Source organism: Mesorhizobium amorphae CCNWGS0123 (assembly GCF_001686985.1).
GTDB classification, from domain to species: domain Bacteria; phylum Pseudomonadota; class Alphaproteobacteria; order Rhizobiales; family Rhizobiaceae; genus Mesorhizobium; species Mesorhizobium amorphae.
The window spans coordinates 421,105-446,004 of sequence record NZ_CP015318.1 but is presented as its reverse complement, the minus strand read 5'-3'; the positions used below and the strand labels follow the sequence as shown (position 1 = coordinate 446,004).

The window sequence follows — 24,900 nt, the reverse complement described above, 5'->3', positions numbered from 1 at the left end:
ATGTTTCCGGAGTTAGCCATGGAAGGCAGATCCGCAGTGTCGCCTCAACCGGATGGGCAGGTCGCATCGCCGCGCCGGGCGCCGAGCCAGCAGCGCAGCCGCGAGCGGGTCGAGCGGATGCTGGCCGCCGCCTCTGTGCTGATCGCCGAGCAGGGAAGCGATGCCATGCGCATGGGCGAGGTGGCGGAAAGGGCAGGCGTGTCGATCGGCTCGCTCTACCAGTTCTTCCCGGACAAGCGGGCGATCGTCTGGGCGCTGGCCGAGCGCCACACCACCGAAAGCCAGGCCTGTATCGCGGCCGCGCTGAAGGACGTCGGCGATGCCGAAGGCCTGCGGCAGGCGTTTTCGGAGCTGGTGGACATCTACTACCGGCTGTTCCTGGCCGAGCCGGTGATGCGCGACATCTGGTCGGGCACGCAGGCCGACAAGGCGCTGCGCGAGCTCGAGCTGGCGGACAGCCGCGCCAATGCCGGATTCCTCATCGCGGTGCTGAGGCGGCTGCGTCCGGACGCCGATCCGGTAGCTCTGGAGACGACGGCTTTCCTGGTCTGGCAAATGGGCGAGGCCGCGATGCGGCTGGCGATCTCTGTCGATCGAGAGGAAGGCGACAGGCTGGTGGCAGCCTACAAGCGCATGGCGCTGCGGGAATTGCTTGCTGAATAGGGCTGCCCGACCTCGGCTGAGGAGCGGCGAGGCTCAGGCAGCAAAAAACCCGCCTCGAAGGCGGGTCTTTGATCCGAGAAGGACTGTTGCGGCTTAGATGCCGAAGCCTTCGAAGCGCTTCTTGAACTTCGACAGACGGCCGCCGCGGTCGAGCAGGGTCTGCTGGCCGCCGGTCCAGGCCGGGTGGGTGGTCGGATCGATATCGAGGTTCATCGTATCGCCTTCCTTGCCCCAGGTCGAACGGGTCATGTATTCGGTGCCGTCGGTCATGACGACCTTGATCGTGTGGTAGTCGGGATGGATGTCGGTCTTCATGGTTCTGTTCCTGGCTTGCCGGCGCTGCCGACGGGCCTATGGCCTGCGTCGATGCGCCCCTTTTTAAAATTCGAAGCCGCAGCTATTGAGGAGCCACGGCTTCTAAAACGGTCGGCGAGCCTATACATCAGCCGGAATTGAATCACAAGGCCGCGGCAGGCGCATATTGAAGACGCCCACCTGGAAGCGGCCAGAGGAAACGGTCATGGCGGATATCAGCGGCGAGGAAGACGGGCGCCGGCGCTCGCTCGGGCCGCTGGGGCGCCTTTTTCCCTACATCACCCGCTACCGCAAGCTGGTCATCGGCGCGGTCATCTCGCTGATCGTCGCCGCTGCGACGACGCTTGCCTTGCCGCTCGCCGTGCGGCGCATGATCGACCACGGCTTTTCCGCGTCCGATTCCAGCTTCATCGCCGAATATTTCGCCATGCTGGTGGTGATGGCCGCATTGCTGGCGGCGGCCTCGGCCAGCCGCTACTATTTCGTCATCACGCTCGGCGAGCGCGTTGTCGCCGACATCCGCAGCGATGTGTTTGCCCATGTCACGACGCTGTCGCCGGCGTTCTTCGACACCGCACAGTCGGGCGAGATCGTGTCGCGGCTCGCCGCCGACACCACGCAGGTGAAATCGGCGGTCGGCGCCACCGCCTCGGTGGCGCTCCGCAACGTCATCCTCGGCCTCGGCGCGGTGGCGATGATGGTCTTCACCAGCCCGAAACTGTCCGGCCTGGTGATTGCCGCGATTCCCGTCATCGTGCTGCCGCTGGTCGCCTTCGGGCGCTCGGTGCGGCGGAAATCGCGGCAGGCGCAGGATACGCTGGCCGACGCCACCGCCTATGCCAGCGAGCAGATCGGCGCGGTGCGCACGCTGCAGGCCTTCACCAACGAAAAACTGGTCACCGGGCGGTTCTCGACGGCCGTGGAAGCCGCCTTCGAGGCGGCGCGGGCCTCGATCTTCGCCCGCTCCTTCCTGACCTTCTTCGCCATCTTCATGATCTTTTCCTCGGTCGTGGCGGTGCTCTGGTTCGGCTCGCGCGACGTGCTTGCAGGCACGCTGTCGCCGGGCACGCTCGGCCAGTTCCTGCTTTATTCGGTGTTCGCCGCCGGCGCGCTCGGCGCGCTGTCGGAGGTCTGGGGCGAGCTTTCCCAGGCCGCGGGCGCGGCGGAACGGCTGACCGAGATCCTGGCCGAAAAGCCCGCCATCCAGTCGCCGGCAAATCCGACGCCGCTGCCGGTGAAAGCGAAAGGCGCGATCAGCTTCGACGACGTGTCCTTTTCCTATCCGGCACGGCCCGACCGCGCCGCCGTCCACGCCTTAAGTTTTCAGATCAAGCCCGGCGAGACGGTGGCGATCGTCGGCCCGTCGGGCGCCGGCAAGAGCACGGTGTTTTCACTGATCCTGCGCTTCTACGATCCCGAGACCGGCCGCGTCGTCGTCGACAGCGTCGACCTGCGCGAGGCCAATCCCGCTGATGTCAGGGAGCGCATTGCCATCGTGCCACAGGACGTCACCATCTTCGCGGCCAGCGCGCGCGACAATATCGGCTTCGGCCGGCCCGGCGCCAGCAATGCCGAGATCGAGGCGGCGGCCAAGGCGGCCCTCGCCGACGAGTTCATCCTGAAGCTCGAGAAAGGCTATGACAGCCAGGTCGGCGAACGCGGCGTGACTTTGTCCGGCGGCCAACGCCAGCGCGTGGCGATTGCGCGCGCCATCCTGCGCGACGCGCCGATCCTGCTGCTCGACGAGGCCACTTCGGCGCTCGACGCCGAAAGCGAGACGCTGGTGCAGACGGCGCTGGAGCGGCTGATGCAAGGCCGCACCACGCTTGTGATCGCCCACAGGCTGGCCACCGTGCTGAAGGCCGACCGCATCCTGGTCATGGAGGCAGGCCGCATCGTCGAGGAAGGCACCCACCAGAGCCTCGTCGCCAAGGGCGGCATCTATGCTCGGCTGGCCAAGCTGCAGTTCGAGACCGGCGCCAGCGCCTTCAAGGGCGCGGCCGAGTAGCGTCAGTCCGGCTTCCAATCGGCGAGCAGAACGACGCTGCCGAACTCCTTCGTTTTGGCAAAGTGGCGCTGGTCAGCTGTGACGAAAGTGCCGCCACGCTCGATCGCCATCGCGTGATAGATGCTGTCGAACAGGGTTGGATAACCATTGCCACCTTTGCTGGACGTTGCAATTTTCTCGGCGGTTGCCAGTTCCTCGACCGTGGGGTCTTCAATAGCTAGCCCCAATTCTCGAAACTGCTCGAAAAGCTGACCTACTGTGGCAAGCGGCAATTCGACATGCAGGGCAGCTGAGAGCGTTTCGTACAGCGCGATTGACGGAGCAAGATAACCCTGTCCTTCCTCTAACATACGATCGGTCAGATCCCGCGCGGCTTTGCTGTCCTCTTCCTGCTTCAGAAGTTTCACGAAGACAGAAGCATCTACGACGATCATTTCTTGGTGCCTTCGAGGACGTCCAAGGGGCGACCGTCCCACTTCATCCGTTGGCGACGTAGAAAGTCGGTGGTGCTTTCACCTTTGCCAATGGATTCACGAGGCAGCTCATCCAGCATTTTTTTTAGGCGATTGACTGCGACGGCCCGCAAGGCCTGATCGATTGCTTTCTCGACAAAACGCGATCGCTCGCTCTTCGGCACTTCGTCCTCAAGCCGGCTCTTTATGTCTGCGGCGATGGAGAAGGTGGCGCGCTCTTTCGGAGTTGAGATTCCCACGATGTATTCTCCCGATTCCTCATACGAAAATGTATGCGCTGGAAATATGAAAAGCAATGCTCGTGGACTTGTTTCACGACCTCCCGTAGCGCTTCTTCAGATGCTCGGTGAAATGCGCGGCATTCAGCTTTTCGCCGGTGGCGCGTTCGAGCAGATCCGGCGTCGACCAGCGCGACCCTTGCGACCAGATCCTTTCACGGCGCCAATCGTTGATGGCGCTGAAGTCGCCCTTGGCGAGGTCACCGTCGGCTGAAGGATAGTCACGCGTCAGTGCCGCCCATTGCTGCGCCGCCATCATGGCGCCCAGCGTGTAGGACGGGAAATAACCAAACGCAGCACCCGGCCAGTGCACGTCCTGCATCGGGCCGTCGGCTGGGTTGTCGATGGTCGACAGGCCGAGATAGTCACGCATCTTGGCATCCCAGGCCTCGGGCAGGTCGGCCACGTCCAGCCGGCCCGAAACCAGTTCCTGCTCCAGTTCGTAGCGCAGGATGACGTGCAGCGGGTAGGTGACCTCGTCGGCATCGACGCGGATCAGGCCGCGCTCGACCCGGTGTACATGCGGCAGGATGTCGTCGAGCGACCAGGCCTCGCCGAGATGCTTTTCGACCACCGGCAGCGCCCAGCGCCAGAAGGCCGGATTGCGTCCGATCTGCTTTTCGACGAACAGGCTCTGGCTTTCATGCACCGCCATGCCGCGCGCCTTGCCGAGCGGCCAATGCGACCAGGCCTTGGGCAGGTTCTGCTCGTAAAGCGCATGGCCGGTTTCGTGCAGCACGCCCATCAGCGCCGACAGGAAATCCGATGTCTTGTAGCGGGTGGTGATGCGCACGTCGCTCGGCACACCGCCGCAGAAGGGGTGATGCGACACCGACAGCGAGCCGTGCGTCAGGTCGAAACCGACGGCCGCCATCATGGCGAGGCCAAGCTCGCGCTGCCTGTCGATCGCATAGCTGCCGGAGAGCGGCTTCAGCGGGCGCTCGGCCAGCCGCGCCTCTTGCACGGCCAGCGCTTCCGGCACGAAACCCTTGAGAAAGGTCTTCAGTTCGGCGAACACGGGTGTGATGTCGGCGGCGCGGTTGCCGGGATCGTACTGTTCCATCAATGCGTCGTAAGGGTCGAGGCCAAGCACGTCGGCGCGCAATGCCGCTTCCTCTCGTACCAGGGCGACTACGCCCTCCAGCGACGGCAGGAAGCCTGCCCAGTCGTTCTTGGCGCGCAGATCGCGCCAGAGCTGTTCGGAGCGCATGCGCGCCGTCGTCTGGCGTTCGACGAACTCGACCGGCAGGCAGGTCAGGTTGGTGTATTGCCGGCGCAACTCCCCGACCGCCGCCTGCTGTTCCTCGTTCAGTGTTTCTTGCTCGGCAGCGGCGATCCAGTCTGAAATCTCGGGCGCCGTTGCACGGGCATGGAGCATACCTGCAAGCGCCGACATTGCCTCGGCGCGCTTCTCACCGCCGCCGACCGCCATATGCGTCGCCTCGTCGGCGCCGAGGATGGCAAGCGCATGCTCCAGCGCTTCGAGCTTGTGGCCGAGGTCGTCAAGTTTCTGAAAGGACATTGTGGATTCCGTCAGCTTCGATTGGCTGGCGGGAAAAGATACCAACATGCCGGGGTTGGCAACCCTGAGCCGAGCGAGAGCCGCGCTCGAGGCACCTTGCGCAGCGACGCCCACGCGTGATCAATGCTGGCTGGCTGAAAAGACGGCAAACGGAGGGGCAAAATGATCGGCAACATTCTGGTCGGGCTGGTGGCGCTGATCCACTGCTACATCGTCTATCTGGAGATGGTGCTGTGGGACACGCCGCGCGGCCACAAGGCGTTCGGCCTGACACCTGACTTTGCCAAGGCGTCCAAGGTGCTCGCAGCCAACCAGGGGCTCTACAACGGCTTTCTCGCCGCCGGCCTGATCTGGGGCCTCACGCTCGGGGCGGCCGGCTTCCAGATCAAGGTGTTCTTCCTGCTTTGCGTCGCCATAGCAGGCCTCTATGGCGCGGCGACCGCCAGCAGGAAGATCCTGTTCATCCAGACCGTGCCGGCCGCGGTCGCCCTGATCGTGCTGTGGCTGGGTTGGTGAAAAGGACGCCCTTGGGGTTGAGTTCCCTTGGGCGCCAGGTCGTCCCTTCCTCTTGTTCCGGTGATCAGCCGTTCGGATAGTGCCCGCCGTCGGCGCCGTCGCCCATCAGGAAGCCGGTGCCGGTGTCGAGCCGGAGCGCCTGGTCGACATTGTCGAGTTGGCGCAGCAAATCATGATACTGCGCAGCCGGTATCCTGCCATGGTCCGCGGCAGCCGTTCTTGCAGCGGCCTGACTGATATGGGCGGCGCGCATATGCAGCCTCTGCGCTTCGGCCGGAGTGATCGTATTCTCCTGCCTGGCGTCCGCGATGCCTTCGTCAACGCCCTTCGCCTGTTCGATCAGGCCGGTCACGCGCGGGCCGACCATGTCGGTGGGGTCCGTTGCGTCGAGAGCGCCCTTGTGATGTCCGGCGGCATAGGCGCCGGCCAAAGGAACCGCCACAAGAAAAGCGGCGATCGTTGCAGTCCTGATTGTTGCCTTGGGAGCATAAGAGCGCATGGCTGCGTCCTCCTCTTACTGCGGAAGGGGCGCTTGTTGCGCCCGACTTCCCGTCACAGGCCGTCCGGTTCCGTCGCGTCGCGATGATGGGAGTCATCGCCGGCGGTTCTCGGCCTCCGCAGCGGAAACTAGAAGCGAGCGGCGGCGAAGTGTAATTAAAAAAAGATAATCTTTTCAGGCCTTGTCGACCTGAGGTCTACGCCCTAGCGTTGAGCTGGCGAACAAATTCGCGTGATGCGCGATCACCGTTCGGTGAGCTTCAGTTCAATGCGGCGGTTCTTGTTGCGGGCCTCGTCGGTGTCGGCGGGGTCGAGCGGCTGGAACTCGCCGAAGCCGGCGGCGACCAGCCGGTTGGCCGGCACGCCGTTCTCAATCAGGAACTTCACCACCGAGGTCGAGCGCGCCGTCGAAAGCTCCCAATTGTCGCGGTAGCGGCCGGTGCCGGACAGCGGCTTGTTGTCGGTGTGGCCGTCGACGCGCAGCACCCAGTTGATCTCCGGCGGGATCTCCTTCTGCAGTTCGATGATGGCATCGGCGAGCTTCTTCATCTCGACCTTGCCGGCATCGTTGATCACCTCGGAGCCGGTGGGAAACAGCACTTCCGACTGGAAGACGAAACGGTCGCCGACGATGCGGATGTTCTCGCGGTCGGCAAGGATTTCACGCAGGCGGCCGAAGAAGTCGGAGCGGTAGCGGTTCAGCTCCTGCACGCGCTGCGCAAGTGCCACGTTGAGGCGGCGGCCGAGATCGGCGATCTTGGTGTTGGAGTCGCGATCGCGCTGTTCGGACACGTTGAGCGCGTCCTCGAGCGCGCCGATCTGCTTGCGGAGCGCCGCGATCTGCTGGTTGAGGATCTCGACCTGGCTCAGCGCCTGCTGGCTGATCTGGCGTTGACTGTCGAGTTCGCCGGAAAGGGCTGTGGCACGCTGGTTGGCCGCATCGCCGGCGCCGGCGCCTTGCGCCAGCAATTGCTGGAGCCGGCTCTTTTCCGCCTCCGAGGCCGACAGCGAAGCCTGCAGATTGGCGAGCGAATCCTCCTTGTCCTGCGTCGAGGAGCGCTCCAGCGCCAGGAGCTGGGTCAGTTCGTTGATCTGCGAGTTGAGGCGGTTGAGCACAGTGTCCTTGCCGGAGATTTCGCGGCCGAGCAGGAACTGCGCCAGCACGAAGACGGTGAGCAGGAACATGATCGCCAGGAGCAGCGTCGACAGCGCATCGACGAAGCCCGGCCAGTAGTCGATGCGGCGATCGGCGCGCCGTGCCCTGGCGAGAGCCATGCTAGTGGACTCCCTGCTTCTTCAGGGCGTCGGCGATCTTTTCCAGCGTGTTGCGCATCGCCTTCTGCTCGTCTGACTGCGCCTCGACCCAGTCGCGCATGATCTGCTGTTCGGAGCGCATGTTCTTGACCAGACCGGAGATGCCATCGGCGAGATTGGCCATGGCGGTGGCGACGCGCGGATTGGAGCCGCCGCCATTCTCCTGCAGGCTGCGCAGCCTTTCCGACAACAGGCGGATCTCGTCGGACGGTTCGCTCCTGGCCGGATCGGCAACGACGATGTCGGAGGAGAGATCGGTGACCGAGGATAGCCAGTTTTCCAACTCGGTGTAGAAGCGGGTCTGGGCGCGGCCCGCCTGCAGGTCGAGGAAGCCAAGCACCAGCGAGCCGGAGAGACCGAACAGCGAGGACGAGAAGGCGGTGCCCATGCCGGCCAGCGGCGCCGACAGGCCTTGCTTGAGCGAATCCAGCACAGCGGCGGCATCACCGGTGCCGGGATCGAGAGATTCGATGGTTTCGCGGATCGAGCCGATGGTGTTGAGCAGGCCCCAGAAGGTGCCGAGCAGGCCGAGGAACACCAGGAGGCCGACAAGATAGCGCGAGGTGTCACGGCTTTCGTCGAGGCGGGTGGCGATCGAATCGAGCATGGTGCGCATCGAGGAGGTCGAGAAGGCCACTGTCGACGAACGGCCGATCATCGCCTTCATCGGCGCCAGCAGCACCGGTTCGGTGGTTTCCGAGCCGGCGCGGAAGGAGTTGACCCAGCGCACCTCGCGAAACAGGCGCCCGACCTGGGCGAAGGCGAGCAGGATGCCGACCACCAGCACGCCGATGATCAGCCCGTTGAGGCCCGGATTGGTGACGAATGCGCTCGAGACCTGGCGGGTCAGGATGGCGGCGATGAAGGCCACGATGACCAGGAAGATCAGCATGGTCAGCAGAAAAACCTGCGGGCTGGACAGTTTATGGGGGTCGTAGATCAGAACGTCGGAGCGCCTGCCGATGCCGAAGGATCTGAGAAAAGCCATTCGTGCCCCGTTTCCGATGCCGCTGCCGCCGATCAACTTGTTCGCGACTCTAAACGGAATTGTGACCAAATTGAATGGCGCTTGGCAATATTGCCGGCCAAAGCTCAGAAGCGGTTTATCACCAGACAGTCCACCATCGCGGCCAGATGCAGGCCGGCGCCAGTGACGACAAAGCCATGCCAGACGGCGTTGTGGAAGCGCAGACCCCTCCAGGCGAAGAAGATGACGCCCAACGAGTAAACAATGCCGCCGGCGACGATGAGCGCTATCGACGTCGTCGGCAAGGTCTGCACCAGCGGGCCGACCAGGACGACGCCGCTCCAGCCGATGGCGAGATAGAAGACGACCGCCAGCCGGTCGAAGCGGCCGGGAAGAAGCACCTTTATGGCGATGCCGATCACCGCCGAGACCCAGACCAGGACGATCATCGAGACAGCCAGCGGCGAGCCATCGAGTTGGGCGAGGAAGGGCGTATAGGTCGCGGCGATCAGGAGATAGATCGCGGCATGGTCGAAGCGGCGCAGGATCCACTTCGCCGGCGACGACACCGGCCACAGATTATAGGCTAGCGACACCGACAAGACGGTAAGCAGCGACACGACGTAGAAGGCGGCGGCGATATACTCGCCCGGACCGGCATGGAAGGCCGCCAGCGCCAGGAATGCCGAGCCGGCCGAGATCGCCAGCACGATGCCCACCGCGTGCACGATGCCGTCGGCGATCATTTCGGCGCGCGAATAGTGCCAGCGGCCCATGAACGGGATGTCGAGCTGGGATTGTGGTCCGGTGTCGCTCATGAACAGTCCTGCATCGCCTAAGCGGGTCGCATGCGACCCGCTTCTGGTCCTTGTTTTCATGCATGTCGTTGCCCCAAAACCGCGGCACACTTTTGGGCGACATGCATCAATCTGGGCGGTTGCCGGACAGTATTTCAAGCTTTGGTTGCGATTTTGCGACTGCGGCGCTTCAGCGCGCCAACATTATCAGCGCGGCGTAACCGGCTTCTTCACTGTCTTCAACAGCGCGCGCTGGATGATCTCGTTGCCGGCGACGACCGAGCCGTTGTCCAGCATGTCCTGGCCGCCATCGAAGTCGGAGACGAAGCCGCCTGCCTCACGGATCAAGAGCAGGGCGGCGGCGATGTCCCAAGCCGACAGGCCGACTTCCCAGAACCCGTCCATGCGGCCGGCGGCGACATAGGCGAGATCGAGCGAGGCGGAGCCGAGGCGGCGTACGCCCGAAACCTCGGCCATCACATTGCGCAGTTCGACAAGGAAATTGCCGTGCTGGCCGCGGCCGAGATGCGGCATGCCGCAGCCGATCACCGCGTCGACCAGCTTGGTGCGGCCGGCGACGCGCAGCCGGCGGTCGTTCATGAAGGCGCCGCCGCCGCGCTCTGCGGTGTAGAGCTCGTCCATCGCCGGATTGTAGATGACGCCGGCGACGATCTGGCCCTGGCGCTCGAGCGCGATCGAGATGGCAAACAGCGGAATGCCGTGCAGGAAATTGGTGGTGCCGTCGAGCGGGTCGACGATCCAGCGGTGCTGGCCGTCATCGCCCTCGACGGCGCCGCGCTCCTCCATCAGGAAGGAGTAGCCCGGCCGTGCCTTCGACAGCTCGGTGAACAGGATGTCCTCGGCCTTGCGGTCGGCCTGGCTGACATAGTCGCCCGGCCCCTTCATCGAGACCTGCAGGTTCTGTACTTCGCCGAAGTCGCGCGACAGCGAGCGGCCGGCCTTCATCGCGGCCTGGACCATGACATTGAGGATCGCGGAACGCGCCATTTTTGTTCTTCCCGCTGCTCGCTGCCTACTCGGCGCGGCGAATGTAAGTGATTTCGTTGGTGTCGACGAGGATGCGCTCGCCGGCGCCGATGAACGGCGGCACGAGAACGCGGATGCCGTTTTCCAGGATCGCCGGCTTGTAGGACGAGGCCGCCGTCTGGCCTTTCACCACCGGGTCGGCCTCGGTGATGGTCAGCGTCACCTGGTCGGGCAGCGAAATACCGATCGGCCGCTCTTCATAGAGCTGCACCGTCACCATCATGCCGTCCTGCAGGAAGGCGGCGCGGTCGCCGACGAAATCCTTCTGCAGTTCGAGCTGTTCGTAGCTCTCGGTATCCATGAACACCAGCGCATCGCCCTGCTCGTAGAGGAAGGAAAAGTCCTTCATCTCCAGCCTGATCTGCTCGACCGTCTCGGCGGAGCGGAAGCGCTCGTTGAGCTTGGTGCCGTTGATGAGGTTCTTCAGCTCGACCTGGTTGTAGGCGCCGCCCTTGCCGGGCTTGACGGTGTTGGTCTTGACCGCCACCCACAGGCCGCCATCGTGCTCGATGACATAGCCCGGACGGATTTCGTTGCCATTGATCTTGGCCATGTTGAGTTGTTCCGGAATGAGATTGTCGCCTGACGGCGATTTGGCGCCTCCAAGACCACAAATCGGCTGGAGAGGCAAGGGAGCGGGGCGACACAGGCCTGATCGGCGGCGCCGGCGTTCCTACCTGACCCACGGTAACGTCAAGGCAGGCGGTTGGCCTTCTGCAGCGCCTGCCTCGTCTGGTCGTCGGTGAGGCCTTGCAGGAAATCGTCCATCTGCGGATCGATCAGCCCGGCGCGGCGGGCGACGACGTACCAGGCGCCGGCAAGGATCAAATCGGGGTCGGTGCCGATGCCTTCCATATAAAGCTTGGCGAGGCGATTCTGGGCCGCGACGTTGCCGCCCTCGGCGGCCTGCTTCATCCAGCCGAAGCCGGATTTGAGATCGCGATTGCCGCCGCGCCCTTCGATCATCCAGGTGGCGAGGTCGATCTGCGCCGTGTCGTAATTCTGCCTGGCGGCCTGCGCCAAAAGGGTGCGCGCCTGGGCATCGTCGCGCGGCTTGCCGCCGATGCCATTGGCATAAATCTGCGCCATCGCATACTGCGCGTCTGCGAGCCCGGTGGCTGCGGCGCGTTCGTAGTAGGACGCGGCCTTGGCCATGCCGACATCGCCGGGGTCCTGCTGGACGAGCAATTGCGCAAAATTGAACTGCGCCAGCCGGTTGCCGGCCTCGGCGGCGGCCTGCATCAGCGCATAAGCCCCCTTCTCGTCTTTCTTGACGTAGCGGCCGTCGAGCAGCATCAGCGCGTACTGGAACTGCGATTCCGGCACGCCCTGCTCGGCGGCAAGCGCGTACCATTTCGCGGCTTCCGCCGCGTTCAACGGCACGCCAAGCCCGCGCGACAGGATCTCGGCCACCAGCGTCTCGGCAGCCGGATCGCCGTTTTGCGCACGCACCAAAGCGAGATTGTAGGCGGTCTTGTAAAGCCCGCGCTGAAAGGCGCCATAGGCCGGATCCGCCGGCTTGGCACCGAAACGATCGGGATTGATGGTGTCGACCGACGGCAGCGGTGCCGTGGTGGCGGGCTGTGGCAGCGGTGTCTCGATCGGCTTGTCGGCATGCGCGCCTGCATCCGGCTTGGGCTGCGGCAGCGGAACGGTCTGCGCGGCAGAGGCGGGCTGGGCCGCAACGGCCACGAGCAGAGCCAGGTGAGGAAACCGCGGCCAGCGCACGTCAGTCCTCGAAACGCGGCGCGGTTTCGTCGAGCATCGCATTGGCGGTGGCGACCGCCGTCTTCGGGTCGATGCCGTCGGCAAAAACGGCGCTGGACAGCGCCACGAACTCGGCACCCGTGGCGGCCACGGTTTCGACGGAAGCGATCTCGGAGCCGGCCATGACGATGCAGGGAATCTGGATCATATCCGCCCACCATTGCCCGAGCGACAGATTGCGCGGATGCGGCTCCGGCTTGTTGTCGTAGCCGAAGCGGCCGAAGAAGATGTAGTCGGGCCTGGCTTCACCGAGTTCCAGCGCATCGTCGCGGGTCTTGGCGCCGCCGGCGCCGACCATCATTTTCCCCTGAAAATGTTCGATGGTCTCGGCGAGCTCGCCCTTGGAGACCTCGACATGGATGCCGTCGGCCTGCACGCGGCCCGCGATGCGGCTGTCGCCGGCGATGACGACGGCGATGCCGGCGGCCTGTGCGGCTGGTACGATCTGTTCGGCGAAGGCCTGGAAGGAGGCCTCGTCCATGCCGTTTTCGGGCAGGATCAGCGAGGCGACGTCGCCGCCTTCGAAGGCCGCCGCAATGCGCTCGGCCGGCGCGTCTTTCGGCGCGATCAGCACGATGCGGCAGCGGTTGGGCGGTGTGGCGTCGTTCATTGGCTTTCGATCCCGGTTTTCGCCTATGCGGGGCGAAGATGGTTGCATTGCGGCATAGAGCAAAGCGCCCGCCTTGAACAGGCGGGCGGGGATCATTGCGGTGGCCTTGGTCTACGAGCGTTGGCGGAGGGCCGACCGGAGGCTCATTTGACGGCTTGAGGGCTTTCGACCGGCGGCTTCGATCGCCACAGCGACCAGCCGAGATTCATGCCGGCGGCGGCGATCAGGATGGCAGCGGCGCCGATGATCTGGGCGGGATGCAGCCGATGGCCGAAGGCGACGACATCAACCAGGATCGCCACGACGGGATAGATGAAGGACAGCGATCCCTGCAGATGCGTCGGCAGCTTCTGGATGGCGCCATACATCAACATGTACATCAGGCCGGTGTGGACGATGCCGAGCGTCGCCAGCATGGTCCAGCTCCAAGCGTCGGTGGGAAGGTCGGAAAGATTGGCAAAGGGCGCCAGCATAACAACGCCGACGCAGACCTGGATCAGCGCTATCAGGTGCGGCGGCGTGCCGTTGAGCTTCTTGGTGACGATGGCGGCGACGGCCCAGAAGAAGGCCGCCCCCAGCGCCATCGCGATGCCGGTAAAATAGTCGGTGCCGACATCGCCGGCGTCGGGCGTGGCCTGCGCGATCAGCAGCATGCCGGCGAAGGCAATGCCAAGCCAGGTCAGCTTGGTCAGGGTCAGCCGCTCGCCGAAGAACAGCGCGCCGAAGCCGACCAGCATGAAGGGCTGGGTGTTGTAGACAGCGGTTGCGATCGAGATCGAGGCGCGCGAAAAGGCGCTGAACAGCAAGAGCCAGTTGATGACGATGGCCGCGCCGCCGAGGGCGGCGATCGCCACGATGCGAAGCGTCAGCCTGCCGCGCAGCAAGCCAAGTGCCGCGCAAATGACCAACAGCGTCACGGCGCCAAAGGCGCAACGCCAGAACACCACGTCCATGATCGGCTGGCCCGACATGACGACGAACCAGCCGATCGTGCCGAGGATCGCCATTGCGGCCGTCATTTCGATCGTGCCGCGCACCGTGTTGTCCATAGTTTTCTCCCGGATCATCGATGCTTGACAATCCCATGTTGTGCCGGCTCGTTCCATGAGATAGGAAGGGACATGTAGATAAGTTACCTAATTTAATTAGGCGACGTCGGCTTTTTATCTCAGGAAGTAAAAATGCTGGACGAGCAGGACAAAAAACTTCTCGAGATCCTGGTGAGGGATTCACGGACCTCGCTGAAGGACTTGGCGCAGCAGATAGGGCTGTCGTCGCCGAGCGTCTCGGAGCGGCTGCGGCGGCTCGAGGAGCGCGGCGTCATCCGGGCCTTCACCATCGAGATCGATCCACAGGCGCTGGGCTTTTCGCTGCAGGCGATCGTGCGCATCCGGCCGCTGCCGGGCAAGCTGCATATCGTGCAGAAGATGATCGAGGAGATTCCCGAGTTCGGCGAATGCGACAAGGTGACCGGCGACGACTGCTTTGTCGCGCGGCTGTTCGTGCGTTCGATCGGCGAATTGGACCACCTGCTCGACCGCATCGCCGACAAGGCGGAGACGAGCACGGCCATCATCAAGGCGCAGCCGATCAGGCGCCGCCCGCCGCCGCTCGATACCCCCGCCCGAAGCTGAGCTACAATTCGAGCTTGTAGCCGATATGGCTGGCCTTGAAGCCAAACCGGTCATAGAAGCGATGCGCGTCGAGGCGGCTCTTGTTGGTTGTCAACTGGACGATCCTGCAGCCGTGCCGGCGGCATTCTTCGATTGCCCACTCCAGCAGGCATTGCCCCAGCCTTTCCCCGCGCCGGTCGTCGGCGATGCGGACGGCTTCGATCTGGCCGCGCAACGCACCCTGTAACGACAGTCCGGCAAGGTAGGTGATCTGCAGCGTGCCGATGACGCGGTCGCCATCGGTCATCACGGCGAGAAACTGGTTGGGATCCGCGCCGACGGTCGCAAAGGCATCGCGATAGGCCTTGGCAAGCGGCTCACTGGTGTCCTCGCGGCCGCGTCCAAGCGGATCGTCCGCAAGCATGGCGACGATGGCCGGAAGGTCGGCTTCTTCCGCGCGGCGGATAATGATTTCGTTCAATCTCAAAACCCTATGGCCCTGACATAGCGCTGGCGGACCATCTTATGCATCGGCCGGCCAGATGCCGCAAATCCGTGAAGCGGAGTTACGGACAGTTGATCGCCAGCAGCGGCTGCCTCCAATATTGGCTGTCGCGGCGCGAAGGTTTCTGGGCTATTGCAGGGGCCACCGTCTTCCCCTCCAGCCTTCCTTCACCGATGTCAGGTCTGCTCGCCGATCCGTGGTTCTATGCCGCCGCCCTTCCGGCGGTCATTCTCGTCGGCCTTTCGAAGGGCGGCTTTGGCGGGGCTGTCGGCTTCGTCGGCGTGCCGCTGATGGCGCTGACGATGCCGCCGGTACAGGCCGCCGCCATCCTGCTGCCGATCCTGTGCCTGATGGACATCGTTTCGGTCTGGACATGGTGGGGCGTCTACGACCGCAAGATGCTGGTCGACATGATGCCGGGAGCGGTGATCGGCATCGGTCTCGGCTGGCTGACGGCTGCTTTGGTCACTGAAGAGATGGTGCGGCTGATCGTTGGCGCGGTCGCCCTGATCTTCGTGCTGCGCTGGCTCTATCTGCAGTTTCGTCACGGATCCGACCACGCGGCAGCGCCCAACCGCGTGGCGGCTGCCGTCTGGGGCACCGTCGCCGGCTTCACCAGCTTCGTCGCCCATGTCGGCGGCCCGCCCTTCCAGGTCTATGCCTTGCCGATCCGGCTCGATCCGAAGGTGCTGTCCGGCACAGCGGCGATCTTCTTCGCCGCCACCAATGCGCTGAAGCTGATCCCCTATTTCGCGCTCGGCCAGTTCGACACCGCCAATTTGACCGCATCGGCGGTGCTGATGCCATTGGCGCCGCTCTCGACCATCGCCGGCGCCTGGCTGGTGCGGCGCATGCGGCCGGAGGTCTTTTATCCGTTCACCTACGCGACCGTGGCCGTCGTCGCGGTCAAACTTCTGTGGGATGGGGTCTCCGGCCTGTTTTAGATCGCGAGCGGCGGCCATGCGGCTGCCCCATCACCGGTTTCAGGCAGCGCTCTCCACGAGCCGGCGGCTGCCGCCGAAGGCGAGCGTTGCGCCCGCCACCACGACCAGCGCCATGCCGGCGAGGACGGCGATGTCGTGCGCGGTCGGCTTGAGAACCATGTCGGCGACGATCACCAGCATCACCGCATAGTCGAAGCGCGCCACGCTCATCATGCGCTGGCCCACGGCAAGGGCGGCCGGCGTCACGCCGTCCTTGGCGATCATGCCGGCCATCCGCTCGGCGGTCGGCTTGAAGATGAACATGCCGATCGAGAAGGTGGTGGCGTAGCCGGCAAGGCCGATCAGGATCCACAGGTCGGAGAAGCCGATCCAGAAGCCGCACATGATGAGCCCGAAGATGAGCGTCAGCATCGACATCGGCGCGAAAAAGCGGCCGCCCAGCTGCCCGCTGGCACGCATCGCCTGCAGCTTGTCTTCGATGTTGCCGGCGCGCTCGGCAAGCACGCCAAGCAGGAACAGTACGAAACCGCCGCCGACCCACAGGGTGGCCGAGACGATGTGGAGGAATTTGACGATCGAGTACCAGTCCATGGGTCTCTCCCTTGGATATTCCAGATGATTGCAGGCGGCGCGGCCGCCCCGGTTCAGACGAGCGGGCGTTTAGCGTGGCGGCTGTTTCGGAACGATGTCGGGACGGAGACCGGCTTGTATCGAGGATGCGCACGCCGCCCCGATCGGGCTCGTTTGTCCACGGGTGCCGCGATGCCCGCCCTGTCCCGAAGCGGTACAGATTTGCGGCACGATGAGAATTTTTTCGGCGTCGTTAAGGGTTCATTAAGCTTTACGGGCGTTTACTATGCGCATCCAGTGATCTGGATTCTTACCGAGTGGTTGGAGCCACTTTGTTTGACGCCTCCCTGTTAAACTTCTGAGAGCCGCCTTATCCGCGGCTCTTTTTTTGTCCGCGACCCGCTTTGGCCAGGCCGACTCCGCCGTTAACCCTTCGTTAAACATGTGCTTGCCTTCACCGGCGGCGAAGCGCATTTTCAAGCCTCAGTCATTTAGGGTTCAGGGCGTGACGGCATACGATGCCGAATCGGCTGGCGGCAGTGCAGGGGCGTAGCGATGAACGAGCCTTCCATGGGGAGCGCGAAAACCATCAAATTGGCGGAGCGCCGGGTTTTCTCCCAGTCCTTCAAGCCACTCTACCAGGAGGGCATGGGCCTGGTCGAGCAGGCAGCCGAGTATCTCGACGGCAAGGGCCGCGCCGAGGCCAAGAAGCTGTCGAGGACGGCTGCGACCCTTTATGCGGCCGAATCGATGCGGCTGACCACCAGGCTGATGCAGGTCGCTTCCTGGCTGCTTCTGCAGCGGGCGGCCAATTCCGGCGAGATGACCCGCGACCAGGTCGCGTCCGAAAAGTCCAAGGTGCGTCTCGACACCGCTTCCGCGCATGACGAAGCGATCGGCTGGGCCGAATTGCCGGCGGATTTTCTCGACCTCGTCACCCGCTCGCTGCGCCTGCAGGCGCTGGTGCGACGCATGGACGAGGAGATCTACGGCAACGCCTTCACCGATGCGCCGCCGGCGGTTCGCCGCGCCAATCCGGTTTCCGACCAGATCAGCTTGCTGAACACGGCCTTTGCCCGCGGCTGAAAAGCCGCGGCATCTCTCTCAACCGGGCGAACCCTCAAGCAGCCAGTGAGCTGTTGTGCGGCATCGTTTCTGGTTTGTTCACATTTCACTGGCATCGCTTGCCGCCAAGGGTAAAGTTGGCGGATGGGGGAAGCGATTCGCATCATCGGTATCGATCCGGGGCTCAGGCGCACCGGCTGGGGCATCGTCGAGAGCCTCGGCAATTCGCTGCGCTTCGTCGGCTCCGGCACCGTGCGTTCCGACGACAAGGCGGCGCTGGCGGTGCGGCTCTGCCAGCTGCATGACGGGCTGGCCGAGGTGCTGCACGCGGCCATGCCGCACGAGGCCGCGGTCGAGCAGACCTTCGTCAACAAGGATGCGACGGCGACATTGAAGCTCGGCCAGGCGCGCGGCATCGCCATGCTGGTGCCGGCGCGCGCCGGCCTAGTCGTAGCCGAATATGCGCCCAATGCCGTCAAGAAGGCGGTGATCGGCGTCGGCCATGGCGACAAGAAGCAGATCCATATGATGGTCAAGGTGCTGATGCCGAAGGCGACTTTCGACAGCGACGACGCCGCCGACGCGCTGGCCATCGCCATCTGCCACGCCCATCACCGCCAGAGCGTCGCCTACCGGATGGCGGCAGCTGGATAAATCTGTTCTTGACTTGTTCACGGTAAGGCGATAGGTATTACCTAGAGGTATTACCATGCGCGTGACGACCAAAGGGCAAGTGACCATTCCCAAGGAGATACGGGACCATCTGGGTATCGGCCCAGGCTCGGAGGTTGAGTTTGTGGCCACAGACGATGGTGCCCGGGTTGTGGCGGTGAATAAAAATATTTCCGAAGAAGAGGCTTCTCACCGGTTCAGCCAAGCGCTCGACCGGCTGGCCGGGACGTTGGATCTGGGTGGCATGACGACGGACGAGTATATGGAGTGGCTGAGGGGCTCCCGTGAAGATCTCGACGCTGGTTGACACAAATGTCCTGATCGATGTTTGGGGGCCAGCCGGGCGCCAGACGAAGTGGTCGGCATCGGTGATCGCCGCATGCCGACGCGACGGCGCGTTGGTCATCAACACAATCGTCTGGTCCGAACTCGCTCCGCTCGCTACCGAAGCGGCACTTCGTAGAGCGGTTGAAACGCTCAAGATGGATCGCGAACTCCTGCCATGGGAGGCGGCCTTCCTCGCCGGTATCGCTCATTCCCAATACCGTCGCGCCGGCGGTCTTCGCGAACGAACCCTGCCTGATTTCTTCATTGGTGCCCACGCGGTCGTTGCCGGACATCGTCTGCTGACGCGCGATGCCGTGCGCTACCGAAGCTACTTTCCGGACCTCGAAATCATCTCTCCGGAGACTCACCCATGAGGGCCAGGGCATGATCGGCAAGCTCAAGGGCACGCTGGACGAGATCGACGAGGATAGCTGCATCGTCGACGTGCATGGCGTCGGCTACGTCGCCTACTGCTCGGCGCGCACACTTGCCGCGTTGCCGGCGCCCGGCGAGGCGGTGGTGCTGTTCATCGAAACCTATGTGCGCGAGGACATGATCCGGCTCTACGGCTTCCAGACCGGGCTGGAGCGCGAGTGGTTCCGGCTCTTGATGGGTAATGTGCAGGGCGTCGGCGCCAAGGTGGCGCTGGCGATCCTGTCGACGCTGGCGCCGGCCGATCTCGCCAATGCCATCGCGCTGCGCGACATCGCCATGGTTTCGCGTGCGCCCGGCGTTGGCAAGAAGGTGGCCGAGCGCATCGTCACCGAATTGCGGACCAAGGCGCCAACCTATGCGGGCGCGGCCACTGGCACGATCGGCCTTAAGCGGGAACTCGGCGAGGGCGTCGCACCGGCGCCGATCACCGATGCCGTCTCGGCGCTGGTCAATCTCGGCTATTCGCGCGATATCGCTGCCAATGCGGTGTCGGCGGCACTGAAGACGGCCGGCGAGGGCGCCGATGCCTCGAAGCTAATTCGATTTGGGCTGAAGGAACTGGCGCGGTGAGGCGTCGCTTGTTCCGTTCTCTGCCCTGTGCAAGGAAGGCAGCATGAGCCTTTCACCCCGCCTCATTGCCCCCGACAAGCGTGGCGAGGATGCCGAGCAGACCTTGCGGCCGCAGACGCTTGACGACTTCGTCGGCCAGGCGGCGGTGCGGGCCAACCTCAAGGTCTTCGTCGACGCCGCCAAGGGGCGCGGCGAGGCGCTCGACCATGTGCTGTTCGTCGGGCCACCGGGTCTCGGCAAGACGACGCTGGCGCAGATCATGGCGCGCGAACTCGGCGTCAACTTCCGTTCGACCTCCGGGCCAGTCATCGCAAAGGCCGGCGATCTGGCGGCGCTGCTCACCAATCTCGAAGACCGCGACGTGCTGTTCATCGACGAGATCCACCGGCTCAATCCGGCGGTCGAGGAAATCCTCTATCCGGCGATGGAGGATTTCCAGCTCGACCTGATCATCGGCGAAGGACCGGCGGCGCGTTCCGTCAAGATCGACCTTGCCCGCTTCACGCTGGTTGCCGCCACCACTCGGCTCGGCCTGTTGACCAATCCGCTGCGCGACCGTTTCGGCATTCCGGTCCGGCTCAATTTCTACACGGTCGAGGAGCTGGAGCAGATCGTGCGCCGCGGTGCCCGAATTCTCTCGATGCCACTGGGCGACGACGGCGCGCTTGAGATCGCGCGGCGCGCACGCGGCACGCCGCGTATCGCCGGCCGGCTGCTGCGCCGCGTGCGCGATTTTGCATCGGTCGCCGGCGACGGGCATGTCGACCGCCGGATCGCCGATGAGGCGCTGACCAGGCTGGAGGTCGACGCGCTGGGCCTCGACGCGCTCGACCGCCGCTATCTGTCGATGATCGCCCGCAATTTCGGCGGCGGGCCGGTCGGCATCGAGACCATCGCGGCGGGGCTGTCGGAACCACGCGACGCCATCGAGGATATCATCGAGCCTTACCTGATCCAGCAGGGCTTCATCCAGCGCACGCCGCGCGGCCGGGTGCTGACCGCCAATGCCTGGCGGCATCTCGGCCTCGACGCGCCGAAAGATCTAGCGCAGCAGCAGATCAGCCTGTTCCAGGAAGAGTAACGGAGATTTGTTCTTCGGTTGCCCCGAGGAACGGCTTTACTGCGCAAAATCTCCTCGCCTCCGCCAGCGTGAAGGCGCAATTGCCCGCTTCATGGCAAGTCTTGCTCAATGGAATTGCCATCCCAAAGAGGTCGGGGCTCATCGATGATCACCAGACGTGGCTTCCTGCGCCTCATCGGCGGCTCGTTCCTGTCGATGTTGTCGCTTGGCGCCTATGCGGTCGGCATCGAGCCGATGCTGCTGACGCATGTGAAGCGCTATTCGCTGACACCGCCGCATTGGCCGGCGGGCCTCAAACTGCGCGTCGTTGCACTGGCCGACATCCATGCCTGCCGCCCCTGGATGACGCCCGAGCGGATTGCCTCGCTCGCCGCCGAGGCGAACGCCTTGCAGCCGGACCTGATCGTCCTGCTTGGCGACTATATTGCTGGCATGCGCCTGGTGACGGACCAGGTGACTGAATCGGAATGGGCCTCGGCTCTGTCAGGTCTCATGGCACCGCTCGGTGTCTTGTCGATCCTCGGCAATCACGACTGGTGGCACGATCATGCCGCGCAAAGGGCGGGAGCCGGGCCGACGGTGGCGCGCGGGGCGCTTGAGGGCGTCGGCATCACCGTGCAGGAAAACGATGCCATCCGCCTGGAAAAGGACGGACACGGTTTCTGGGTCGCCGGACTTGCCGACCAGCTTGCCTTGCGGCCGGGCGTAGAGTGGGGCCGGACCGGCTTCAAGGGGCTCGACGATCTCGACGGCACGCTTGCCAAAGTCAGCGACAGCGCGCCCGTGATCCTGCTGGCGCATGAGCCGGACATATTTCCGAAGGTGCCGTCGCGGGTTTCGCTGACCCTGTCCGGCCACACCCATGGCGGGCAGGTCAGGCTGTTCGGCTATTCGCCGGTCGTGCCTTCGCGCTTTGGCAATCGCTACGCCTATGGCCATGTCGTGGAACAGGACCGCAACCTGATCATATCCGGCGGGCTCGGCTTCAGCATCATGCCGGTGCGTTTCGGCATGCGCCCGGAGATACTGCAGATCGATTTGGGTTAATTCCTCAATCCTGCCCGCCGTCCTAGTGAAGCGACCGGATCGCATCCATAACTTCAGGCTCGGCCTTGTCGCCGTCGAAAGCATCGACGATGCCGAAGGCGCCGCCGAAACTCCACACTGACCAGGAAAAGCCGTGCGCTTCGGCGCGCGCGATCATGTCCCTGACATAGGCGGCGCGATATTCGCCGGGCATTACATAGGAATTGCCGTATTCCTGGCGGATCATGCCGAACTCACCCAGCGTGATGTTTTCCGGCTTGATGCCGTTGGCCTTGGCCCAACCCTCCACCGTCCTGAACGGTGCATCCATCAGCTCAAGCACCTTTTCGTCCGTGTCCATACTGGCGACCTGCTCGTCGAGATAGGCAAGCATGCCGTTCTGTCGCGTCCATGGCGCTTCGGCCCTGATCCGGGCGCGGATCGTATCCAGCGCCACATCGAGCTGAGCGTGCGGCACCGCGGTCAGCGGAAAGGGCAGCCCGGTGACATAGCGGATGAAATCGCCGGCCCAGGTCGCGCCTTGATGGGTGAGCAGGAACGGATCATAGGAATGGAAGGTCCAGATGATGTTGTCGTCGGCGATCATCTTCGGATCGATCTTCGCCAGCGAGGCGGCGTTGGAATAGCAGGCCCCGGTCAGGATCAGGGTGAGCTTGGTCGCCGAGGAGCGCGCCGCCGCGAACAGCTTCAGCTGCCGGTCGGGCCACAGGCTGGTGCCGTCGCCGTCACAGTCGACGACCGGCTCGTTCATCGGCTCGAAGGCGACCTGGTGCGGATCCTCGGCGGCAAGCGTACGCGCCATCTTGCGCACCATCTCGACATAGGCTTCGAAGATCTCGGGATTGTCCATCACCTCGCCCATGCCGATCTTGCGGCTGCCGCCGGACGGGATCAGGTGCATGTCGACGATGACCTTCAGCCCGGCACGGTTGATCATGCGCACCGAGTCCAGCACGCTGGCGTAGAGGTCGTCGCGCAGCGCCACCGTCTCGGCGGAGAGGAATGGCGAGGGGTCGACGGGCATGCGCAGGAAATCGAAGCCGGCGTCCTTCAGCGCTTTAAGGTCGGCGTCCTTGAGGAATTTGCGCCATTCCGGAAAGGGCAGGATGGCTTTCGGGTCGTTCCACTTGTCCTCGCCGACCCAGGTCGTCCACTGGTCGAGGTTGAGGCCACGTCTCATGGAGAAGGTCGCTGCCTGACCAGGCAGCGCCAGGGAAGCCAGCATCAGCAGTGTTGCCAGCAAGGTCTTGATCATCGCGCCCAACAGTGCCATCCGGTTCCCGCGCCGCAACACCTGCCTGCTCAGACCCGAAAAGGAAAGCGCAATGGACGATCATGGTGAATCGGCAACGCTTCTGGCCGGGCTTTCCGGCGCGCTGACGGAATTCGGCCACCGGCTGATGGCGCGGGTCTATTATGCCGACACCGACTTCTCCGGCGTCGTCTACCATGCGCGCTATCTCGAATTCTTCGAGCGCGGCCGTTCCGATTATCTCAGGCTCGCCGGCGTCCACCACACCGAGCTGGCCGACGGCAAGCATGGCGAAAAGATCGTCTGGGTGGTCAGGCGCATGGAGATCGATTTCCGCTCACCCGCCTGCATGGACGACATCCTGACCATCGATACGCGCACCGAGGACATTTCCGGGGCCCGCATCGTCATGGCGCAGCAGTTGAAACGCGGCGACGAGGTGCTGGTCGAGGCAAAGGTCGAAGCGGCGATCATCGGCGAGAACGGTCGGCCGAGGCGCTTTCCCAAGGACTGGGTGGCAGCCTTCCTACCAAAAGCAGGCGTTTAGGCGTTTGAGATTCTGGCGCCGGCGACGCCAGGGCCGCCACTCCGCTGATGAGGTAACCGACATGCCGGCCAGGGCAGAAGGCGCGGCAATGCGCCGCGCTGTACGTCCTAACCCATCCTTAACCATAACGGTTCATGAAGAGATTGGTGAAGATTGGCGGAATCCGAACGCCTTCCTTTGACCAATATTTGCCCCGAAAAGGCCGAGAACGGTGCATTCGGGGTGATCTCGCAAGCTTCAAGCTTCGCGCGAACGGACCACAAGGGATGCCCATGGGCCAGCCGCCAGCGATGCCCGGAAAATCTTTAAGGACGTAACCATGGAAAACATCGCACTCGCCGAACCGGGCGCGCATCTGTCGATTTGGGCGCTGTTCATGCAGGCCAGCTGGGTCGTCAAGCTGGTCATGATCGGTCTGCTCTTCGCCTCGATCTGGACCTGGGCGATCATCGTCGACAAGCTGGTCACCTATGCCCGCATGCGGCTCGCGCTAAACCGCTTCGAACAGGTGTTCTGGTCGGGGCAGTCGCTGGAAGAGCTTTACCGCACGCTCGCCGACCGCAAGACCACCGGCATGGGCGCGATCTTCGTCGCTGCCATGCGCGAATGGAAGAAGAGCTTCGAGAAGGGTGCGAAATCGCCGCTCGGCCTGCAGACCCGCATCGACAAGGCGATGGACCTGGCGCTGACGCGCGAGATGGAGCGGCTGGAGGGGCGGCTCGGCTTCCTTGCCACCACCGGCTCGGCCGCGCCCTTCATTGGCCTGTTCGGCACCGTCATCGGCATCATGACCTCGTTCCAGGCCATTGCCGCTTCCAAGAACACTAGCCTGGCGGTGGTGGCGCCCGGCATCGCCGAAGCACTGCTGGCGACCGCCATCGGCCTGCTCGCCGCTATTCCCGCCGTCATCGCCTACAACAAGCTGTCATCGGATGCGAACAAGATCGCCGTGCGCATGGAAGGGTTCTCGGATGAGTTCTCCGCCATACTCTCGCGCCAAATCGATGAAAAAGTCGCGCAGAAGGCCTGAGGTACAAACATGGGTATGTCCGTAGGCATGTCGGGACGCGGTGGGCGCGGCCACAGGCGGCGCGGCCGCCATCACGCACTGATGTCGGAAATCAACGTCACGCCGATGGTCGACGTGATGCTGGTGCTTTTGATCATCTTCATGGTCGCGGCACCGCTGCTGACGGTGGGCGTGCCGATCGACCTGCCGGATACGCAGGCCAAGGCGATGAATGTCGATACACAGCCGATCACCGTCTCCATCAATGCCTCCGGCCAGATCTATCTGCAGGAAACCGAGATCCCGATCGACGAACTGGTGGCCAAGCTGCAGGCGATCTCGAAGACCGGCTATGACGAGCGCATCTTCATCCGTGGCGACAAGCTGACGGACTATGGCACCGCCATGAAGGTGATGGCCCGCATCTCGGCCGCCGGCTACAAGAATATCGGCCTGGTTTCGCTGCAGGAACAGGATCAATAGACAAG

Annotated in this window: 31 protein-coding genes; 15 read left to right on the top strand and 16 right to left on the bottom strand. The window is 63.9% G+C overall.

What is annotated here, in order from left to right; all coding sequences use genetic code 11:
• Positions 1–18: 18 nt before the first annotated feature.
• Positions 19–663 carry a TetR/AcrR family transcriptional regulator gene (locus A6B35_RS02070; protein WP_006200145.1) on the top strand — a complete coding sequence of 215 codons (645 nt, stop codon included), beginning with the start codon at positions 19–21 and terminating at the stop codon, positions 661–663.
• 93 nt (positions 664–756) lie between these two features.
• Here the strand turns inward: A6B35_RS02070 and rpmE are convergent, their stop codons facing one another.
• The gene (gene rpmE, locus A6B35_RS02065; protein WP_006200144.1) at positions 757–978 is read right to left on the bottom strand and encodes a 50S ribosomal protein L31; all 222 of its coding nucleotides are present in this window, start codon (positions 976–978) and stop codon (positions 757–759) included.
• Positions 979–1,183: 205 nt separating this feature from the next.
• Between rpmE and A6B35_RS02060 the strand changes: the two genes are divergently transcribed.
• Positions 1,184–2,986 carry an ABC transporter transmembrane domain-containing protein gene (locus tag A6B35_RS02060; protein WP_006200143.1) on the top strand — a complete coding sequence of 601 codons (1,803 nt, stop codon included), beginning with the start codon at positions 1,184–1,186 and terminating at the stop codon, positions 2,984–2,986.
• 2 nt (positions 2,987–2,988) lie between these two features.
• Here the strand turns inward: A6B35_RS02060 and A6B35_RS02055 are convergent, their stop codons facing one another.
• The 3 genes from A6B35_RS02055 to A6B35_RS02045 all read right to left on the bottom strand — a co-directional run bounded on the left by A6B35_RS02055 (position 2,989) and on the right by A6B35_RS02045 (position 5,259).
• Positions 2,989–3,420 carry a type II toxin-antitoxin system VapC family toxin gene (locus A6B35_RS02055; RefSeq protein WP_006200142.1) on the bottom strand — a complete coding sequence of 144 codons (432 nt, stop codon included), beginning with the start codon at positions 3,418–3,420 and terminating at the stop codon, positions 2,989–2,991.
• Positions 3,417–3,698, bottom strand: coding sequence for a hypothetical protein (locus tag A6B35_RS02050; protein WP_006200141.1), 282 nt, complete (start codon positions 3,696–3,698; stop codon positions 3,417–3,419). The genes A6B35_RS02055 and A6B35_RS02050 overlap by 4 nt, the downstream gene beginning before the upstream one ends.
• A gap of 73 nt (positions 3,699–3,771) precedes the next feature.
• Positions 3,772–5,259 (bottom strand): carboxypeptidase M32, encoded by a 1,488-nt coding sequence (locus A6B35_RS02045; RefSeq protein ID WP_006200140.1) that lies wholly within the window; start codon positions 5,257–5,259, stop codon positions 3,772–3,774.
• A 162-nt stretch (positions 5,260–5,421) separates the two neighbouring features.
• Between A6B35_RS02045 and A6B35_RS02040 the strand changes: the two genes are divergently transcribed.
• On the top strand, positions 5,422–5,775 hold the full coding sequence (locus A6B35_RS02040) for a DUF1304 domain-containing protein (RefSeq protein ID WP_006200139.1): 354 nt from the start codon (positions 5,422–5,424) through the stop codon (positions 5,773–5,775).
• A gap of 64 nt (positions 5,776–5,839) precedes the next feature.
• Here A6B35_RS02040 and A6B35_RS02035 read toward each other — a convergent pair whose 3' ends face one another.
• The 9 genes from A6B35_RS02035 to A6B35_RS01995 form a co-directional block, all read right to left on the bottom strand.
• Complete coding sequence (locus A6B35_RS02035) at positions 5,840–6,274, bottom strand: hypothetical protein (RefSeq protein ID WP_006200138.1); 435 nt, start codon at positions 6,272–6,274, stop codon at positions 5,840–5,842.
• A gap of 242 nt (positions 6,275–6,516) precedes the next feature.
• Positions 6,517–7,548 (bottom strand): peptidoglycan -binding protein, encoded by a 1,032-nt coding sequence (locus A6B35_RS02030; RefSeq protein ID WP_006200137.1) that lies wholly within the window; start codon positions 7,546–7,548, stop codon positions 6,517–6,519.
• Between the two features lies 1 nt (position 7,549).
• A complete protein-coding gene (locus A6B35_RS02025; RefSeq protein WP_006200136.1) occupies positions 7,550–8,575 on the bottom strand; it encodes a MotA/TolQ/ExbB proton channel family protein in 1,026 nt (341 codons plus the stop codon).
• Between the two features lie 104 nt (positions 8,576–8,679).
• The gene (gene trhA, locus A6B35_RS02020; RefSeq protein ID WP_006200135.1) at positions 8,680–9,372 is read right to left on the bottom strand and encodes a PAQR family membrane homeostasis protein TrhA; all 693 of its coding nucleotides are present in this window, start codon (positions 9,370–9,372) and stop codon (positions 8,680–8,682) included.
• Positions 9,373–9,558: 186 nt separating this feature from the next.
• The gene (locus A6B35_RS02015; protein ID WP_006200134.1) at positions 9,559–10,359 is read right to left on the bottom strand and encodes an inositol monophosphatase family protein; all 801 of its coding nucleotides are present in this window, start codon (positions 10,357–10,359) and stop codon (positions 9,559–9,561) included.
• Positions 10,360–10,384: 25 nt separating this feature from the next.
• A complete protein-coding gene (gene efp, locus A6B35_RS02010; RefSeq protein ID WP_006200133.1) occupies positions 10,385–10,951 on the bottom strand; it encodes an elongation factor P in 567 nt (188 codons plus the stop codon).
• 140 nt (positions 10,952–11,091) lie between these two features.
• A complete protein-coding gene (locus A6B35_RS02005; protein WP_050900692.1) occupies positions 11,092–12,168 on the bottom strand; it encodes a tetratricopeptide repeat protein in 1,077 nt (358 codons plus the stop codon).
• Positions 12,128–12,775 carry a thiamine phosphate synthase gene (locus tag A6B35_RS02000; protein WP_006200131.1) on the bottom strand — a complete coding sequence of 216 codons (648 nt, stop codon included), beginning with the start codon at positions 12,773–12,775 and terminating at the stop codon, positions 12,128–12,130. Before A6B35_RS02000 ends, A6B35_RS02005 begins: the two co-directional genes overlap by 41 nt.
• A 143-nt stretch (positions 12,776–12,918) precedes the next feature.
• Positions 12,919–13,824 carry a DMT family transporter gene (locus A6B35_RS01995; RefSeq protein ID WP_006200130.1) on the bottom strand — a complete coding sequence of 302 codons (906 nt, stop codon included), beginning with the start codon at positions 13,822–13,824 and terminating at the stop codon, positions 12,919–12,921.
• A 132-nt stretch (positions 13,825–13,956) separates the two neighbouring features.
• Here A6B35_RS01995 and A6B35_RS01990 point away from each other — a divergent pair, with 132 nt between their 5' ends.
• Entirely contained in the window at positions 13,957–14,409 is a 453-nt protein-coding gene (locus tag A6B35_RS01990) for an Lrp/AsnC family transcriptional regulator (RefSeq protein WP_006200129.1), read from the top strand.
• 1 nt (position 14,410) lies between these two features.
• On the opposite strand, the gene A6B35_RS01985 is transcribed toward A6B35_RS01990, so the two are convergent.
• Positions 14,411–14,869, bottom strand: coding sequence for a GNAT family N-acetyltransferase (locus A6B35_RS01985; RefSeq protein ID WP_006200128.1), 459 nt, complete (start codon positions 14,867–14,869; stop codon positions 14,411–14,413).
• 197 nt (positions 14,870–15,066) lie between these two features.
• Here A6B35_RS01985 and A6B35_RS01980 point away from each other — a divergent pair, with 197 nt between their 5' ends.
• Positions 15,067–15,837 (top strand): sulfite exporter TauE/SafE family protein, encoded by a 771-nt coding sequence (locus tag A6B35_RS01980; RefSeq protein WP_040582005.1) that lies wholly within the window; start codon positions 15,067–15,069, stop codon positions 15,835–15,837.
• A gap of 39 nt (positions 15,838–15,876) precedes the next feature.
• Here the strand turns inward: A6B35_RS01980 and A6B35_RS01975 are convergent, their stop codons facing one another.
• A complete protein-coding gene (locus tag A6B35_RS01975; protein ID WP_006200126.1) occupies positions 15,877–16,428 on the bottom strand; it encodes a DUF2269 family protein in 552 nt (183 codons plus the stop codon).
• 534 nt (positions 16,429–16,962) lie between these two features.
• On the opposite strand from A6B35_RS01975, the gene rcdA reads away from it, so the two are divergent.
• The 7 genes from rcdA (at position 16,963) to A6B35_RS01940 (ending at position 21,604) form a co-directional block, all read left to right on the top strand.
• Positions 16,963–17,493, top strand: a complete 531-nt coding sequence (rcdA, locus tag A6B35_RS01970) for a protease adaptor protein RcdA (protein ID WP_040582001.1) — start codon at positions 16,963–16,965, stop codon at positions 17,491–17,493.
• 123 nt (positions 17,494–17,616) lie between these two features.
• The gene (gene ruvC / locus A6B35_RS01965) at positions 17,617–18,126 is read left to right on the top strand and encodes a crossover junction endodeoxyribonuclease RuvC (protein WP_006200124.1); all 510 of its coding nucleotides are present in this window, start codon (positions 17,617–17,619) and stop codon (positions 18,124–18,126) included.
• Positions 18,127–18,181: 55 nt separating this feature from the next.
• Complete coding sequence (locus A6B35_RS01960; protein WP_006200123.1) at positions 18,182–18,451, top strand: AbrB/MazE/SpoVT family DNA-binding domain-containing protein; 270 nt, start codon at positions 18,182–18,184, stop codon at positions 18,449–18,451.
• Positions 18,429–18,845 (top strand): type II toxin-antitoxin system VapC family toxin, encoded by a 417-nt coding sequence (locus tag A6B35_RS01955; RefSeq protein WP_006200122.1) that lies wholly within the window; start codon positions 18,429–18,431, stop codon positions 18,843–18,845. Before A6B35_RS01960 ends, A6B35_RS01955 begins: the two co-directional genes overlap by 23 nt.
• Positions 18,846–18,855: 10 nt before the next feature.
• Positions 18,856–19,476: a Holliday junction branch migration protein RuvA gene (ruvA, locus tag A6B35_RS01950; RefSeq protein WP_006200121.1), complete on the top strand. Its 621-nt coding sequence runs from the start codon at positions 18,856–18,858 to the stop codon at positions 19,474–19,476.
• Between the two features lie 43 nt (positions 19,477–19,519).
• Positions 19,520–20,557, top strand: coding sequence for a Holliday junction branch migration DNA helicase RuvB (gene ruvB / locus A6B35_RS01945; protein WP_006200120.1), 1,038 nt, complete (start codon positions 19,520–19,522; stop codon positions 20,555–20,557).
• 144 nt (positions 20,558–20,701) lie between these two features.
• Positions 20,702–21,604 (top strand): metallophosphoesterase, encoded by a 903-nt coding sequence (locus tag A6B35_RS01940; RefSeq protein ID WP_006200119.1) that lies wholly within the window; start codon positions 20,702–20,704, stop codon positions 21,602–21,604.
• A gap of 22 nt (positions 21,605–21,626) precedes the next feature.
• Here the strand turns inward: A6B35_RS01940 and A6B35_RS01935 are convergent, their stop codons facing one another.
• Positions 21,627–22,877 (bottom strand): glycoside hydrolase family 5 protein, encoded by a 1,251-nt coding sequence (locus A6B35_RS01935; RefSeq protein ID WP_040581999.1) that lies wholly within the window; start codon positions 22,875–22,877, stop codon positions 21,627–21,629.
• A gap of 52 nt (positions 22,878–22,929) precedes the next feature.
• On the opposite strand from A6B35_RS01935, the gene ybgC reads away from it, so the two are divergent.
• The 3 genes from ybgC (at position 22,930) to tolR (ending at position 24,895) form a co-directional block, all read left to right on the top strand.
• Positions 22,930–23,403 carry a tol-pal system-associated acyl-CoA thioesterase gene (ybgC, locus tag A6B35_RS01930; protein ID WP_040581997.1) on the top strand — a complete coding sequence of 158 codons (474 nt, stop codon included), beginning with the start codon at positions 22,930–22,932 and terminating at the stop codon, positions 23,401–23,403.
• Between the two features lie 319 nt (positions 23,404–23,722).
• The gene (tolQ, locus tag A6B35_RS01925) at positions 23,723–24,433 is read left to right on the top strand and encodes a protein TolQ (RefSeq protein WP_006200116.1); all 711 of its coding nucleotides are present in this window, start codon (positions 23,723–23,725) and stop codon (positions 24,431–24,433) included.
• A gap of 9 nt (positions 24,434–24,442) precedes the next feature.
• Positions 24,443–24,895: a protein TolR gene (gene tolR / locus A6B35_RS01920; protein ID WP_006200115.1), complete on the top strand. Its 453-nt coding sequence runs from the start codon at positions 24,443–24,445 to the stop codon at positions 24,893–24,895.
• Positions 24,896–24,900 lie beyond the last annotated feature (5 nt).